Here is a 13764-nt window from a genome sequence, read left to right on the forward strand (position 1 = left end):
CGCTGGCCGTTCACCGTCAGCGACACCTTCGCCAGAACGGGCTTGTCGGCGCCAGCGGGTGCGGCGCCCGCCGTAGAGGGAACGGCCGCCAGGGCCGCCGTGGCGGATGCTCCCACCATCAAGTCTCTCCGATTCACTTCGAGGGCTCCAACTGGTCCCGTTGCGGCGCCGCCCCGTCGCCGGCGAACGGCCGGGCGAGGTCCGGCGCGCCGGACGGGGTGCCGAGGGGAAACACGATCACCTTGGATAAGCTCCAAAGTGACGTGCGGATCCGCGACGGCCGGCGGGCAAAATCACGCATGGTCTCCTGATCCGCCTCGCGAGGCAGGGCCGTCGCGCACGGGCGATGGATTTGCCGATCGCGGTCCGCGTGCTTATGACCGAACGCCGCGATCATGCCGGCGCAGTCAGGGGGAGCGGGGCGAATGCGGGGAAACAGGCACGAACACGCGCGCCGTTTTCTACTCCCCTTCGGCGTGTGCGCCGCGCTCGCGCAGCAACCTGCACGTGCGCAGGAGACGGCGCAGCCGTTCACGCTGGCCTGCGTCAACACCGGTGGCAAGACGATCTACTTCAGCATCGATCTTCCCGCCCGGCGCTGGGCGCTGATGAAGGCGAACGGTGCGCTCGATTCGAAGCCGCAGGCCGTCGCCGCCGAATCCAGCGACATCATCAAGCTGAAGAACCCCGGGGGGTACTTCAACATCGACCGCAAGACCGGAGCCATGGAACTCATCAAGGGCGAGACCCGCCGGGTCGACCGGATTCCCTGCGCCAAGCACGAAACCCACCTGCCGATCCCGGCGGACGTGCCGGCGGCGAACAAGTTCTGATCGCGTCGCGTCCCGTCGGGGGGCTCCCCCTTTCGAAGCGAACGCCCGACGGCGATCGGCAGCGGCCCGGCGATGGGCCGGAGCCGCGTGCGGGCACCGGCATCCCCGAGAAACCGGTGTCCACCTTTCGGGCCGATGACCTGAGGAGGCCAGCATCTCCGATACGAAGACCCCGCGCGCGCCGTCGCGCCTGAATGCCCTCGCCCGCCTCGTGGCGGCGACCGTCCTGCTGCCCCTGGGCATCCTGCTCCTCGGCCTGTGGGAGCAGGAGCGGGCCGGCGCCGATTGGGCCGATCTCGCCGCCGAGCGGGAGCACCTGACCCGGATCGTCGCGGATCTGGAGGCGCGGGCGCCGCCGGACGGGCGCCCCGATTTCCGGATGCAGTTCCGCCGCAACGGCAAGGGTTACGGCGGTCCCCTCGCCCTGGTTCAGGCTCGGGCGGCCCGGGACGAGGCCGCGACCCTGACGACGATCATGGACTGGCGCCGCCTGCTCCCGCCCGTGGTCGTCGCGGCCGGGGGGGGCGCCGCCCTCCTGTCGGTCCTCGTGCTCCTGGCCGGCGCCGCCCTCGGGCGACTGGGGCGGGCCTCGCGCGACGCGCTGGTGGCCGGCTTCTCGTGGATGCGCCGCCTGCTGCCGCCGGTGCTCGCCCTCCAGGTGCTCCTCACCACGGCGGGCTTCGTCGCCGCCGTGGTCTTCGAGGCCGGGCTGCTGGCGCGGCCCGGGCTGGGCGGCGGCGAGATCAAGATGCTGTTCCTGGCCGCCGTCGCCGTCGGGGCGGTCCTGATCGCGGCGGGCGCCACGGTTCTGGGCCTGCGCCGGGCGCTGTCCGCCTTCGAGCCCGACCCCCTGTCGATCTTCGGCCGGGTCGTCTCGCCCGCCGAGGCGCCCGGCCTGTGGCGGCTCACCGAGGGGCTGGCCGACCGGCTCGGGGCGTTGAAGCCCGAGGCCGTGGTGGTCGGCCTCACGGGGGGCTTCTTCGTCAGCGCCGGCCCGGCCGTGGTCGAGCCCGGCGGCGCGCCGCTGACGGGCCGGATCCTCTACCTGCCGCTGCCCTACCTCGCCCTGCTGCGGGGCGACGAGGTGGCGGCGATCATCGGCCACGAACTCGCCCACTACGCCGGGGGCGACACCGTCTACAGCCAGCGCTTCCTGCCGATCTATGCCGGCGTCGGCCGCTCCCTCGACGCGGTGGCGGAGGGGCATGCCGGGTCCTTCGGGCTCCTCGGCCCGTCCTTGCGCCTCGGTGTCTTCGTCATGGAGAACTTCCACCTCGCCGTGCGCCACTGGAGCCGGACCCGCGAGTTCGCGGCCGATGCGGCGGGCGCCGGCCCGGCCTCCGTGGACGCCGCCGCGCGGGCGCTCCTGCGCACGGGGGCGGTGGCCCCCCGCATCGCCGAGACCTTGGACGCCGCCGCCGAGGCGCCCGGGTCCGCCCCGGCCGACCTCGTGGCGGCGAGCCTCGACCACGCCATCGCGCGCGGCCTCGACGATCCGGCGACGCATCTCGAGGCGGAGCAGGCCCACCCCACCGACACCCATCCGCCGACCCGCGAGCGCGTGGCGGCCCTCGGCCGGACCCTCGACGCCGAACTCCTGGCCGCCGCCGCCGCCGTTCCGCCCCCGCACGCGCTCGGCCAGCTCGCGGCCTACTTCGCCGATCCCGCCGGCCTCTGCCGCGCGGCGACGCACGATTTCCTCGACGCGGTGCGGGCCCACGATGCGGCCTTCCGCGCTCATCTCGAAGCGACGGCGGCGGAGATCGGCACCGAGGCGCGGGAGCTGCGCGAAAGCACCCGCCCGGGGGCCATCGCCCTCCTGGTGGCGGGCGGCTTCTTCATCGGGGTCGCCCTCCTGTGGCTCGCCGCCGGCCTGCCCGGCCTGTCCGCCAGCCAGGCGGGGGCCGTGGTGGGGGTAGCGCTGGCGTGCGGGGCGGTCCTGGGCGGCTTCGGCGGATTTCGGCTGTGGCGGGGCGAGCGCACGACGATGATCCTGACCCCCGAGGCCCTGGCAGTGCCCGGCCTCGACCGACCGATCCCCTGGGACAGCATTGCCGACCTCGACATGACGACCCGGCAGAACGGCGTCGTCACCCGCCTGCTGCTGCCGCCGGAGGCGCCGTTCCCGCAGGCGGTGCCGGGCGGCCGCAAGGTGAAGCTCGACGCAGGGCGCGGCATCGTCACCGTCACGGCCGGCCTGCCGTACCGGATGTCGGTACAGGACTTCGCCGACCTCATCGGCCGCTACCGGCAGGCGGCGCAGGCGCGCCGTGTCCTGGCCGAGACTGCGGCGCAGGCGCGCCGTGTCCTGGCCGAGACCGCGGCGGCTTCCGAATCCTCCCAGACCCCCGTGATCCCGTGAGGTTCCGACCATGAACACCGCCGCCAACCGCCCCGAGCCCTCGCGTACCGAATCCTTGCGCCTGCCGCCGCCCCGCCAGGGCTGGGGCAACATCTTCTGGACCCTGTTCGGCCTCGTGGCGCTGGGTGCCCTCCTCGTCGCCTGCGCCGTCTACACGGCCCCGCCGGTGGTGACGGATTGGCAGATCCGCGACACGGCGCGTCCCGTCGCCGCCGCGCGGGTGAGCGACGGCAAGTGCAGCACCAAGATCGTGCTCCACCTCTGCGACATGACCCTCACCCTGCCCACCCCGTCGGGCCCGGTGGTCCGCCGGATCAACACCGTGTTCACGGGCGTGCATGCGGGCGATTACAGCGTCCGGGTGATGGCCGATCCGGCCCGGCCCGACCTCGTCACCACCGATCTCGCCCTCGACCGCCTGTGGAACCGCACCGTCACGCTTCTGGTCATTGCGGGAGCGCTGGCGGCCATCATCGTCGCGGCCCTCGCCGCGATGGTGCGCAACCGGCGGGCCGGCGCGGGGGCCATGGGTTGATGCGATCTCGGCTTCGGCGGGACGGATCGCTCCACACACCGCGCGAGGGGGGCGCCGCATGATCGTGTTCTGGACCGGGCGGGGCTACTGGGTCGTCTTCTTCGTGGCGCTGGCGATGTTCCTGCCCCTGATCGTCCTGCGGCAGGTCGACGGGCCGGAAGTGGACCGGGCGGTCTGCCTCACCATGAGTCTCGCGGCGCTCGCCGTCCTCGGCCTCGGCCTGCGCTGGAACCGCGGCACGACCTTCGGGCCGGCCGGGCGCGACCACGCCTTCTGGGGGTTGCCGATGCAGGTCTGGGCCGTGCCGATGCTCGTGTTCGCGGCCCTGCTCGGGACCGGCACCATCACCACGGCGGAGGCTCCGCGCGCCCGCACTTCCTTCCAGGAATCCGGCTTCCAGGAATCCGGCTTCCAGAAATCCGGCGGCGTCGTCCGGTGAATCTCAGCCCCGCGTCACGAAGAACCAGTTCGGCGCGAGGCGGCGGTCGCTCTCGGCCCCGGAGCCGGCCGGAAACGCATCGTCCGGCCGGTACACGAACGACGTGCCCCAGGGCGTGCCCCCCGGGATCGGTTCGTCCAGGGCGATCTCGCCGCCGGGACCGCGGGTGAACCCCGCGAGCCCGAGGCGTTCGAGGGCGCCGCAGAGGGCGCGGTAGCGGGCGTAGGGAACCCCGAGGTCCCGCAGGACGTCGATCTCCCGCAGGCTGTCCGTGTCGCGCGCGCCTTGCGGACGGTACGGGGTGACGCGCCGGCCGTTGACGAGGCGGGTGCTCTCCCACCACGCCGTTCGCTCCGCCTCCGCCGGAGGATCGTCCCGCCCGCGTTCGAAGGACACCAGGGTGGGCATGGCCGCGATCTCGGCTACCACGGCGTCGAGCCGCGATCGGTTCAGGACGAAGTAGCCCGTCGTCGTTCCGAACGCCGCCCAGGTCATGCCGCCGCCGATGGCCGCCAGGGCGAGGAAGACCGCGACCCGGTGCGTCGCCGCGCGGGCGAACGCCGGCACCGCGGCGACGGCCGCGGCGATCCCCGGGACCGGCGCGTAGGCGACGAGGGCCCAGCCGAACACGACGACACCGCAGCCGCCGACGACGAGGGCCGCCCTTCGCGTCCCGTCGGACCGAGGGGCAATCATGGCGGGACGATCATCGCCGACAATCCCGGACCAGAATCCCCGACCGGCGCCGTCATCGAACGGCGGCCTGGCCGATGCGGGCGCGTCGCGCCGGGAGGTGCCGGCCCAGGAGCGCGAGGCCGAGCCAAGCCAAAACCCAAGCCAAAACCCAGGCCGAAAGCCACGCAGCGAGCCAGATCTCGTACAGGTGGGCGTCGAGGGCGGCTTCCCCGTCGAGGCCGAGCCAGCGCGCGAGCCCGTGCGGGACCGGAAGGTCGGTCCAGAGGAGGACGCGCAGGACCGGGATCGAGAGCAGGCCGACGGCGAGGACGAGGCCGGCTGCCCGGTAGAGGGGCCGCGCCGCGCCCTCCACGGTGCCGACGAGGCCGCCGACGAGGGCCGTGCCGAGCCAGAGTTCGACGGGCCGCAGGGTCGGATCGGTTCCGGGCTCCGCGGGCAGGAGGGGAAACAGCAGGAAGACCGGGGCGAGGCCGAGTGCCAGCAGCAGCCCGAGGAGCGGAACGTGCAGCAGGCGCAGGACGCGGCGGCGGACCGGATCGCCGGCGTCGGGCCCCCGCTCAACCGTCCGCATCGCGCGCGCCGTCGAGGGCCTTCAGGACGGCGGGGTCGCCCCGGTGGCGCCGTCGCAGGGTCCGCCCGTCCGCCTCGGCGGCGTCGCAGCGCAGACGCTTCACGGCCGCCGCGATGGCCCGGCCGCGCGCCGCGTCCGTGGCCTCCTCCCCGCCCCAATGGTTGCAGTCCCGCAGCCGCGTCACGTACGCCGTCACGTCGCCCGGCAGAGCGGGCTCGGCCCGGACGGCGAGCGGTCCGAGGAGCGGCGCGGCGAGAAGCGTTGCGAGCGGCCCGGCAAAACCCTTGGCGACCTTGGCGAGAACGGTCCGCATGGCACTCCATCCTGCCTTTCCTCGGGGCTCCCGCGCCGTATACAGGGAACCCGCATGAGACGCAGCCTTCTCCCCGCCGCCCGCTTCGCGCTCCTCGCAGCGTGCCTCCCCGCCCCGTCAGTGGCGGCGGGATGGGAGGCGGCGCGGTTCGAGCCGCCCGCGAAGACCGAGACCGCGACGTCTGGAGAGGGCAAGATGTCGGGGGAGGGCAAGCAGATCACCTGCACCACCTACCGCGATCTCATGGTGCGCGAGAGCGACACCGACACGCCGGACCCCGAGGACGCGAGCCTCGTGCCGCTCGTGAACGGCGCCGCCCCCGCCTGCGCCGCCGCGCCGGGGCCGGGTGCGCGCATCCTGGCGACCGCCGGCCAGCGCTTCCTCGGCCGCACGGGCGGGTTCCTCGTCTTCGAGCAAGCGAGCACCAACGGCACCGTCCCGTTCGCGGTGCTCGACGCGGGCACGGGCCGCACCCTGATCCGGGACACGACCGCCGAGGCCGGCATCGACACCTTCGCGGTCGCGGACGGGACCCTGCGGCTCGGGTTCCTCCGCGGCGTGCAGGGGGCCTGCTCGATCCCGAAGCACGGCGCCGGGTGCTGGGCGCGGATCGCCCGCGACGGGCCGCTTCCACCCGCCGTCGCGGCCCTGCCGGCACCCGTGAAGGCCTGCGCCGGGAGCTATCGGGCCGGAAAGGCCCCGAATGACACGCCCAGCATCGTCTCGTTTCCCGTACGCCTCACGGGGACCGCCCCGCCCACCGTCGAGGCCGGCGGCCCGGTGCGCTGCGCCCCGACACCGTGAAGGCGATCTCCCCGTGAGGGCGGCTCTCACTTTGACAGCGTGCCCGCCCCGTCATCGAACCGTCACGCCAAGCCCGCATCCGGGGCCGTCCTACCGAGGAACCACCGCATGATCTCACGCCGCCACGCCCTCGCCGCCGCGCTCGCCCTGTCGGTCCTGTCCGCCCCCTCGGCCATGGCCGAGCCGACCATCGGCCTCGCCGAGCGCCGAGCGATCGCGGCCTACCGCCAGGACCGCTACCCCGCGCAGGAAAAGGCGATCCAGGAGGCGGCGGGCTTCGCCGTGCCGGTGGAGGTGGCGTGGGACGACCTCACGCTCCCGGGCGACGCCAAGTACTATTCCGACCCGGACTATTTCGAGAAGACGATCTTCGAGCCCCTCGCCGCCGGGCTGAAGGAGGTGGCCAAGGACAAGATGGGCCGCGACGCCCTGGCCGCGAAGCTCAAGACCATCCGCGTCCGCTTCGACGAGAACACCGCGCCCGCCTCGAACTACGCCAAGCGCCTCACGTTCGACGGCGGGGTCCTCGACGTGAACTGGCGGCCGTTCACCAACGTCGCCGACTCGAAGGACCGGGTCGAGGCCGTGGTGAAGCTGCTGGAGAAGGGCCTCTGACGGTGCGTAATACCGCCCTGGGCCTCGCCGCCCTGCTCGCCGCCTGCGGCGCGGCGGCGGCCGAGCCGGCCGCCCGGTCCGGCACCTACGACAGCCTGACCCTGGCGGTCTCCGGCGATGCGGTGGCGGGGGTCTTCGCCGAGCAACGGGGGGCGGCCGAAGCCGGGAGCCCGCAATTCGCCTGCGTGTTCCTCCTGCGCGGGACCCTCGCGGGCGACCGGGCCAAGGTCGAGACGTGGTTTCCCGACGAGCCGGAACGCATCCCGGGGGACCTCGCCTTCACCCCGGACGGCGCCGCCCTGACCCTCGCGGAGGATCACGGCGGGTGTTCGATGACCACGGGCACCATGGTGGGGACCCCCTACGCGCTCTCGCGGCGTGCGGCGTCGACCCCGGACGGATGGATCGGCGTCGGCCTCGTGACGGCCGAGCGCACGGCCTTCCGGCCGGAACCCGGCCCGGCTCCGGCCCGGGCGCCCTACCTCGTGCGGCTCGATCCCGTCGCGGTGCTGGAGCGGCGGGACGCCTGGGTGCGCGTGCGCTACCGGGGCGAGAAGGCCCCGGTCATCGGCTGGCTGCCTGCGGCCGACCTCGCCGTGGTGACGCCCTGATCCCCTCGCCGCCCGAACGGGCCGAAGGCCCGCCCCCGACCCCAGGACGATCCCATGCGCCGAACGCTGTCCCACACCCTCGTCCCGCTGATCCTCGTGGCCGGCCCGGCCGTCGCCCAGGCCCCCGCCGTGCCGCCGCGCCCGGCCACGACCTGGGTGCCGGTTGAGGAGCCCATGAGCGCGCTCCTCAACGGCGGCCACCGCATCGTCTCCGCCTCCGGTCCGAGCTTCACCCTCGAGCGGGGCGGCAAGTACGTGGTCTGCGAGGTGCGGCCGGCGGGCGGGATGCGCGGGGCTGCCGAGACCACCTCGACCTGCCACCGCGTGAACTGAGGCCGGCAGGATGGAAGCCACGGACGCGTCCCTTCGCGCGCGGTTCGACGCCCTGTGGGCGCGGACCGTCGGCACGCCCGGCGCGGCGGCGTGGCGGGCCCTCGATGCGGGCTACGGCGCGGCGGACCGGCACTATCACGGCTGGCCCCACGTCGCGGCGCTGCTCGCGGGGCACGATTCCGCGCGGGCGCATCCCGATTTCGCGGGCGTCGACGGCGACGCCGTCGACCTCGCCATCGCCTTCCACGACGCCGTCTACGACACCGCCCGCGCCGACAACGAGGCCCGCAGCGCCGACCTTCTGCGTGCCGAGGCGGGGCCGGCGTCCGAGGATGCGCGCGTCCGGGCCGCGATCGCGATGATCCACGCGACGGCGGCGCACGGCCCGAGCGCGGACCCGGCGACACGGCTCCTCCTCGACCTCGATCTCGCCGTGCTCGGTGCGCCGCGCGCCGTCTACGCGGCCTACGCGGCGGCGATCCGCCGGGAATACGCCGCCGTTCCCGAGGCGGCGTGGCGGCTCGGGCGCGCCCAGGTCCTCGACCGCTTCCTCGCCCGGCCGCGCCTCTACCAGACCGACCTCTTCCACGACCGCTTGGAGGCGGCCGCCCGCGCCAACCTCGCGGCGGAAGCGGCCGGGCTCCGCGCCGGGCCCACGGAATAGGCGGACCCACGAAATAGGCAGACTCACGGAATAGGAACGTCCCGCATGCGTCCCTCGCGTCGCGTCGCGCGCCTCGTCGCGCTCCTCGGCCTGCCCCTCGTGCTCGCGGCCTTCGCGGCGGAAGGCCGGTTCGGCATCACGCGGTACCGCCTCGCCGGGACCGCGTACGCCGTGCCGCACACCTACGAGTTTTCCCGAAATTTCCGCCTGCCCTGGCTCGACGCGCTCCCGGGGCTCGGCCGGGAACCGGCGGATTCGCTCTGGCTGATGCTGCCCGCCGCCGAGGTCGCGGCGGGCCTCCCCGGCTACAGCCCCCTCAGCCACGGCCATGCCGGCCCGTTCGCCACCGACCTCGTGGTCCACGTCGTCGGCGACCCGGACGGGCGCCGCTTCGCACCCCTCCATGCCCGGCAATGGGGCATTTTCGATGCGCGGCTCGCCCAGGGCGCGCCGTGGCGGCCCGACCCGTCCGGCGGCGAGCGCCTCGTCCATTCCGAGGGCGTCGACCACCGGCGCTTCTACCGCCTCCCGTCCCGGAACGCGGCGCGGCCGGCCGACCAGGCCCCGCCCGGCTGCCTCGCCTCGGACACTTCGGACAAGCGCGAGGTCTCCACCTGCACCTACCTCGTCCACCGCGACGGCCTCACCTACGATTTCTCCCTGCGCCCGGAGAATCTGGCCGTGGCCGACCGCGTGCCGGCCTACGTCCTGGCCCGCCTCGCGGCCTGGAAGCGTCCGGCGCCGGCCCGGGAGGAAGCCCCCTGATCCGCCGCGACCCGGCCTACTGGCAGCGCCTGCGCAAGGACCGTCCCTCGAACGTGGCGGCCGGGCTCGCCGTCGTGGCGGGCCTCGCCGCCACCGTCTCGGTCACCGCCTGCCTCGTGCCGGGACCGCACGGCGCCGCCCGGGCCCAACCCCTCTATTGGCTGTCGATGCTGCCCCTGGTCTGGTGGGCGAACGCCCTGGTGCGGTTCGAGCCGCGTGCGGTGCGGTGCTGGCGGGCCGCCCTGGCCCTGGCCTGCCTCGGCGCCGGCGCGGGCCTCGCGGCGGCCCTGTGGCGGGCGGAGGATTGGACGCTGCCCGCCCTCGGCTTCGCCGTCACCCTCGCGAGCGCCGGAGCGAGCCTCGCGGTCCACCGCGACAGTCTGGTCGCCCGCGAGGGGCCGGCGCGCTGAGCGCCACGGACCCGTCAGCGCTGGCGGATCGGCCGCAGGGGGCCGTGGAAGAAGCCGGGCTCCATCCCGATGGCGGCGGCGCGCTCACCGATCACGGCGAGGCCGCTCAGCAGCCCGGCGACAGGGGAATCCAGCAGGCCCGGATGGTTCAGGGCCTTGCCGATCTGGCGGCCCTCCCACCAGAATTCCGCGAACAGCAGGGCGAGGAGGCCGAGCAGCCCCCAGGTCTCCAGGCCCTGCCCGAGGAGATAGACGCCGTAGGGCGGCGACAGGATCGTGCTGAGCTTGGCCAGACCGATCACCCCGGCAAAGCCCAGGACGAGGATCAGGAGCAGGCGGACCAGCAGGCGCCGATACAGGCGCAGGGCCAGGTTGAGTTCCTCCACGGAGGAGTGGTCGAGCGTCAGGGACATCCGGGTTCCTCCCATGCGGTTCTTCCCGCCTGATACGGTCCGGGATGTGTGACCGACGGACGCCCGCCCCGCAACCGGCGCCGGGGCGGGTGACATCCCGGGGCCGGACGCCCATGCTCGCCCGTCGATGCGAGGAGCCCGAGCCGTGCTGGTGATCCTGGACCGCCTGTTCTCCCGATCCGGCGCGCAAGCACCCGCGACGGGCCGCCTCACGCCCGAGCGGGCGGCGGCAATCGCGGCGCGCGCCGCGGCGGGAACGGGCCTCGCCACCACCGGCACGGCCGTGCCGACCCGGACGGACACCGGCCTCGTCTGGGACGTCCGCGAGGTCGCCTACGGCAGCGGCTGGCGTGTGTGTGTCGACGACGCCACGGGCGCGCCCGGCCCGGTCGGGCGCTGGGGCCTCCGGTGAGCCGGGCGGTACGGGGACGAGCGCTCGCCGCGCTCGCCCTCCTGGGGCTCGCGGCCGGCCTCGCGCCGCAGGCCGTGCGGGCGCGCGACGGGGGCGCCTACCCGCTCGCCTGCCGCGACGTCCACGCGGATTTCGCCCGCACGGAGCACTGCGCCCGCCGCGCGGGGGACTTCGTCCGCATCGATCCCGCCCGCCTCGCGCGCATGCCGTTCCGGGGCGGGGTGACGGAGATCGTCGTCGACGAAATCGGCTGGCTCTGGGCGCGCCGCGACGGGCTGGCGCTGGCGGTGTTCCCCCTCGACAACGGGCCGGACCCCTTCGCGCAGGGGTTGGTGCGCGCGCGTCACGCCGGCAAGGTCGCGTTCCACGACCGGCGCCTGCGCCGGGTCCTGGCCACGGATTTCGACTGGTCGTTCCCGTTCAACGCCCGCGGGGAGGCCCTGGTCTGCCAAGGCTGCCGCTCGGATGGGCGCCAGCCGTCCGCCATGGTCGGGGGCCGTTGGGGGCTGATCGACCGGCACGGCCGGCTGACGCGGCCGCTGGCGGAAGGCGGAGGCGCCGCCACGCGTTACTTCGGCTGGCCCCGATGAACGCGCCCGCCGACGCGAAGGCCGGTTGAGGACGCCGTCACGCGGTTGTGATCGCGCGGGGCCGCATGGTACGCCGTGTGGACGGGCTCAGACGGGAGACGGTGCCATGGACGAATCGCCTACGGCAGCGCCGCGCCCCGGCTCGGGGATGCCGGCGTGACCTCGATCTCGGGGCTGCCCGCCTTCCTGCTCTACCTCGCCACCGCCGGGGGGCTCATCGGGACGTATCTCCTCGTCTACACCCTCGCCACCGCCCACAACGAGGTCGCCCTGATCCGCCAGGACGTGGCGGCGGCGGCGGTGGCCCTCGGCTTCAGCCTCGTCGGCTTCGCCCTGCCGCTCTCGGTGGCGATCTACAACGCGCAATCCCTCCTCGACTGCATCGTCTGGGGCCTCGTCGCCCTCGTGGTGCAGATCGCGATCTACTGGCTCGTGCGCCTCGCCGTGCCCGACCTCTCCCGGCGCATCGAGGCGGGCAGCATGGCCGCCGCGACGCTCCTCGGTGCCGCGTCCTTCGCGGGCGGCATCGTCAACGCCGCCTCGATGACCGCCTGAGATGGTGGCGCCGCCCCCGGGGACACCGGACGCCGCCGCCGAGGCGCGCCGCCGCAAGCGCTCCGTCGCCATCTCCCTCGTCCTCGTCGCCGGGGCGGGCACCGCCGCCCTGGTGCTGGCCGGGCTCGATCCCTCCCAGAAGGAGGAGGACGCCCTCGTGTACGAGAACCCCGCCGCCTGCGCCGCGCAGGGCCTGCGCAGCGCCGAGGCCTGCACGACCGACCACGCGGCGGCTCTGGCCGCCTACGCGTCGAGCGCGCCGCGCTACCGCACCCTGGACGAGTGCCGGGGGCATCACGGCCCGGACGGCTGCGTCGCGGGTGAGACCGTCGTGGCGGACGCGGCCGGGTTCTTCGTGCCCGTGATGGCGGCCTACCTCCTCGGCCGCACGGTGGAGCAGGCTCTGCCGCCCCAGCCCCTCTACCGGCACGCGGACGAGGCGACGGGCGGGGGCGGGGGCTACTGCACCGGCGCGGGCGGACGGGTTTTCGCCGCCCGCGGCGGCGGGGCGACCCATGTGGCGTCGCGGGTGGCGCGCGCGGCGCCATCGTCACCCCGCACGGTGACATCCGGCGGCTTCGGCGCCACCGGGCGGGCGTTCTCCTCCGCCTCGGGCAGCCGCTCGGGCGGGTTCGGGGGCGGCTGATGCGCCGGGTGACGCTGCCCGAGCGGCCGCACTGGCGCGCGCACGCGGCCCGGGCGGGCTTCACCTTCCATACCTTCGACGACGCGCCCTACTGGGACGAGGGCGCCTACTACGCTTTCACCCTGGCGGAGATCGAGGACGACCTCGAGGCGCCGACCCGCGAGATCCACGCCCTCTGCCTCGCCTTCGCCGAGCGGGCGGTGGCGGATGCGGCGATCCTCGCCTCCCTGGCGATCCCCGAACATGCCTGGGACGCCATTGCGGACAGCTTCCGGCGGCGCGACCCGTCCCTCTACGGGCGCCTCGACTTCCGCTACGGCGGGGCCGGCACGGGGCCGGCGAAGCTCCTCGAATACAACGCCGACACGCCGACGGCCCTCTACGAGAGCGCGGTGTTCCAGTGGCTCTGGCTGGAGGACGGCCTCGCGACGGGGCGCCTGCCCGCGGGGGCCGACCAGTTCAACGCGCTGCACGAGCGCCTCATCGCCCGGCTTGCCGGGATGGGGCTGCCGGGCCGGTTGGCGTTCACGTGTTTTCCCGACGCATTGGAGGACCGGGGCACGGTGGCCTACCTGCAGGATTGCGCGGTGCAGGCCGGGCTCACCGCCCCCTTCGTGCCCATCGAGGCCATCGGCCTCGCCGAGGACGGGCGTTTCGTCGAGGCCGGGGGCGGGCCCCTCGACGCCCTGTTCAAGCTCTACCCGTGGGAGTGGATGTTCGCCGACGCCTTCGGCGCCGCCATCGGCGCGTCGCCCACCCGCTTCCTCGAACCGCCCTGGAAGGCCGTGCTCTCGAACAAGGGGCTCCTCGCCCATCTCTGGGCCCTGGCGCCCGGCCACCCGAACCTGCTGCCGGCCTATTTCGAGTCCGACCCCGCCAAGGCGGCCCTCGGCACTTCGTTCGTGAAGAAGCCGCTCTACTCCCGCGAGGGCGCCAACATCCTCCTCGTGCGCGACGGCGTGCTGCTGGAGCGGGACGAGGGGCCCTACGGCGGCGAGGGCTACGTGCGCCAGGCGCTCGCCGAACTCCCGGTCTTCGACGGCCGCCACGCCTTGGTCGGCAGCTGGATCGTCGGCGACGAACCCGCCGGTCTGTGCCTGCGCGAGGGCGCGTCGCGCATCACCACCGACCGGGCCCGGTTCGTGCCGCACCTCATCGACGGGTGAGGCCTGGTCCGCGATGCTCCGCGACGGGGCG

General features: G+C 74.4%; 21 protein-coding genes. 16 read left to right on the forward strand and 5 right to left on the reverse strand.

Annotated features, from left to right (window positions below; translation table 11 throughout):
- Positions 1 to 133: 133 nt before the first annotated feature.
- Positions 134 to 397 carry a hypothetical protein gene (locus tag ASF27_RS10125; protein ID WP_056264720.1) on the reverse strand — a complete coding sequence of 88 codons (264 nt, stop codon included), beginning with the start codon at positions 395 to 397 and terminating at the stop codon, positions 134 to 136.
- Between ASF27_RS10125 and ASF27_RS10130 the strand changes: the two genes are divergently transcribed.
- The 4 genes from ASF27_RS10130 to ASF27_RS10145 all read left to right on the forward strand — a co-directional run bounded on the left by ASF27_RS10130 (position 396) and on the right by ASF27_RS10145 (position 4169).
- A complete protein-coding gene (locus tag ASF27_RS10130) occupies positions 396 to 833 on the forward strand; it encodes a hypothetical protein (protein ID WP_156369077.1) in 438 nt (145 codons plus the stop codon). The two genes, ASF27_RS10125 and ASF27_RS10130, sit on opposite strands and share 2 nt — an antisense overlap.
- A 211-nt stretch (positions 834 to 1044) precedes the next feature.
- Positions 1045 to 3195, forward strand: coding sequence for a M48 family metalloprotease (locus tag ASF27_RS10135; RefSeq protein WP_056359777.1), 2151 nt, complete (start codon positions 1045 to 1047; stop codon positions 3193 to 3195).
- A 10-nt stretch (positions 3196 to 3205) separates the two neighbouring features.
- Positions 3206 to 3730: a hypothetical protein gene (locus ASF27_RS10140; RefSeq protein ID WP_018042907.1), complete on the forward strand. Its 525-nt coding sequence runs from the start codon at positions 3206 to 3208 to the stop codon at positions 3728 to 3730.
- A gap of 58 nt (positions 3731 to 3788) precedes the next feature.
- Entirely contained in the window at positions 3789 to 4169 is a 381-nt protein-coding gene (locus tag ASF27_RS10145) for a hypothetical protein (RefSeq protein ID WP_056359780.1), read from the forward strand.
- A gap of 3 nt (positions 4170 to 4172) precedes the next feature.
- Here the strand turns inward: ASF27_RS10145 and ASF27_RS10150 are convergent, their stop codons facing one another.
- The 3 genes from ASF27_RS10150 to ASF27_RS10160 are packed head-to-tail and all read right to left on the reverse strand — an operon-like array spanning position 4173 to position 5749.
- The gene (locus ASF27_RS10150; RefSeq protein WP_056359783.1) at positions 4173 to 4865 is read right to left on the reverse strand and encodes a hypothetical protein; all 693 of its coding nucleotides are present in this window, start codon (positions 4863 to 4865) and stop codon (positions 4173 to 4175) included.
- Between the two features lie 52 nt (positions 4866 to 4917).
- Complete coding sequence (locus tag ASF27_RS10155; protein ID WP_056359786.1) at positions 4918 to 5436, reverse strand: hypothetical protein; 519 nt, start codon at positions 5434 to 5436, stop codon at positions 4918 to 4920.
- Positions 5423 to 5749 carry a hypothetical protein gene (locus ASF27_RS10160; protein ID WP_018042903.1) on the reverse strand — a complete coding sequence of 109 codons (327 nt, stop codon included), beginning with the start codon at positions 5747 to 5749 and terminating at the stop codon, positions 5423 to 5425. The genes ASF27_RS10155 and ASF27_RS10160 overlap by 14 nt, the downstream gene beginning before the upstream one ends.
- 54 nt (positions 5750 to 5803) lie before the next feature.
- On the opposite strand from ASF27_RS10160, the gene ASF27_RS10165 reads away from it, so the two are divergent.
- The 7 genes from ASF27_RS10165 (at position 5804) to ASF27_RS10195 (ending at position 9951) form a co-directional block, all read left to right on the forward strand.
- On the forward strand, positions 5804 to 6553 hold the full coding sequence (locus tag ASF27_RS10165) for a hypothetical protein (protein WP_244480969.1): 750 nt from the start codon (positions 5804 to 5806) through the stop codon (positions 6551 to 6553).
- Between the two features lie 108 nt (positions 6554 to 6661).
- On the forward strand, positions 6662 to 7168 hold the full coding sequence (locus ASF27_RS10170) for a hypothetical protein (protein WP_056088179.1): 507 nt from the start codon (positions 6662 to 6664) through the stop codon (positions 7166 to 7168).
- 2 nt (positions 7169 to 7170) lie between these two features.
- Positions 7171 to 7779 carry a hypothetical protein gene (locus ASF27_RS22700; RefSeq protein ID WP_200918781.1) on the forward strand — a complete coding sequence of 203 codons (609 nt, stop codon included), beginning with the start codon at positions 7171 to 7173 and terminating at the stop codon, positions 7777 to 7779.
- Positions 7780 to 7833: 54 nt separating this feature from the next.
- Positions 7834 to 8112 (forward strand): hypothetical protein, encoded by a 279-nt coding sequence (locus tag ASF27_RS10180; RefSeq protein WP_056088182.1) that lies wholly within the window; start codon positions 7834 to 7836, stop codon positions 8110 to 8112.
- A gap of 10 nt (positions 8113 to 8122) precedes the next feature.
- Positions 8123 to 8776 carry a hypothetical protein gene (locus tag ASF27_RS10185; protein WP_056359788.1) on the forward strand — a complete coding sequence of 218 codons (654 nt, stop codon included), beginning with the start codon at positions 8123 to 8125 and terminating at the stop codon, positions 8774 to 8776.
- A 45-nt stretch (positions 8777 to 8821) separates the two neighbouring features.
- Positions 8822 to 9541 (forward strand): hypothetical protein, encoded by a 720-nt coding sequence (locus tag ASF27_RS22180; protein ID WP_056359790.1) that lies wholly within the window; start codon positions 8822 to 8824, stop codon positions 9539 to 9541.
- 53 nt (positions 9542 to 9594) lie between these two features.
- Positions 9595 to 9951 carry a hypothetical protein gene (locus ASF27_RS10195; protein ID WP_056359793.1) on the forward strand — a complete coding sequence of 119 codons (357 nt, stop codon included), beginning with the start codon at positions 9595 to 9597 and terminating at the stop codon, positions 9949 to 9951.
- A gap of 14 nt (positions 9952 to 9965) precedes the next feature.
- Here the strand turns inward: ASF27_RS10195 and ASF27_RS10200 are convergent, their stop codons facing one another.
- A complete protein-coding gene (locus ASF27_RS10200; protein ID WP_018042895.1) occupies positions 9966 to 10364 on the reverse strand; it encodes a hypothetical protein in 399 nt (132 codons plus the stop codon).
- A 145-nt stretch (positions 10365 to 10509) separates the two neighbouring features.
- Here ASF27_RS10200 and ASF27_RS10205 point away from each other — a divergent pair, with 145 nt between their 5' ends.
- From ASF27_RS10205 to ASF27_RS10225, 5 genes are all read left to right on the forward strand, one after another.
- Complete coding sequence (locus ASF27_RS10205; RefSeq protein WP_018042894.1) at positions 10510 to 10776, forward strand: hypothetical protein; 267 nt, start codon at positions 10510 to 10512, stop codon at positions 10774 to 10776.
- Positions 10773 to 11366 (forward strand): hypothetical protein, encoded by a 594-nt coding sequence (locus ASF27_RS10210; RefSeq protein ID WP_056359796.1) that lies wholly within the window; start codon positions 10773 to 10775, stop codon positions 11364 to 11366. Before ASF27_RS10205 ends, ASF27_RS10210 begins: the two co-directional genes overlap by 4 nt.
- Positions 11367 to 11522: 156 nt before the next feature.
- Positions 11523 to 11921, forward strand: coding sequence for a DUF350 domain-containing protein (locus ASF27_RS10215; RefSeq protein WP_056170978.1), 399 nt, complete (start codon positions 11523 to 11525; stop codon positions 11919 to 11921).
- Positions 11922 to 11925: 4 nt separating this feature from the next.
- Positions 11926 to 12567: a DUF1190 domain-containing protein gene (locus tag ASF27_RS10220; protein WP_244480970.1), complete on the forward strand. Its 642-nt coding sequence runs from the start codon at positions 11926 to 11928 to the stop codon at positions 12565 to 12567.
- Complete coding sequence (locus tag ASF27_RS10225) at positions 12567 to 13733, forward strand: glutathionylspermidine synthase family protein (protein WP_056359803.1); 1167 nt, start codon at positions 12567 to 12569, stop codon at positions 13731 to 13733. Before ASF27_RS10220 ends, ASF27_RS10225 begins: the two co-directional genes overlap by 1 nt.
- Positions 13734 to 13764 lie beyond the last annotated feature (31 nt).

Origin of the sequence: Methylobacterium sp. Leaf102 (assembly GCF_001422425.1) — a bacterium.
Lineage (GTDB): Bacteria > Pseudomonadota > Alphaproteobacteria > Rhizobiales > Beijerinckiaceae > Methylobacterium.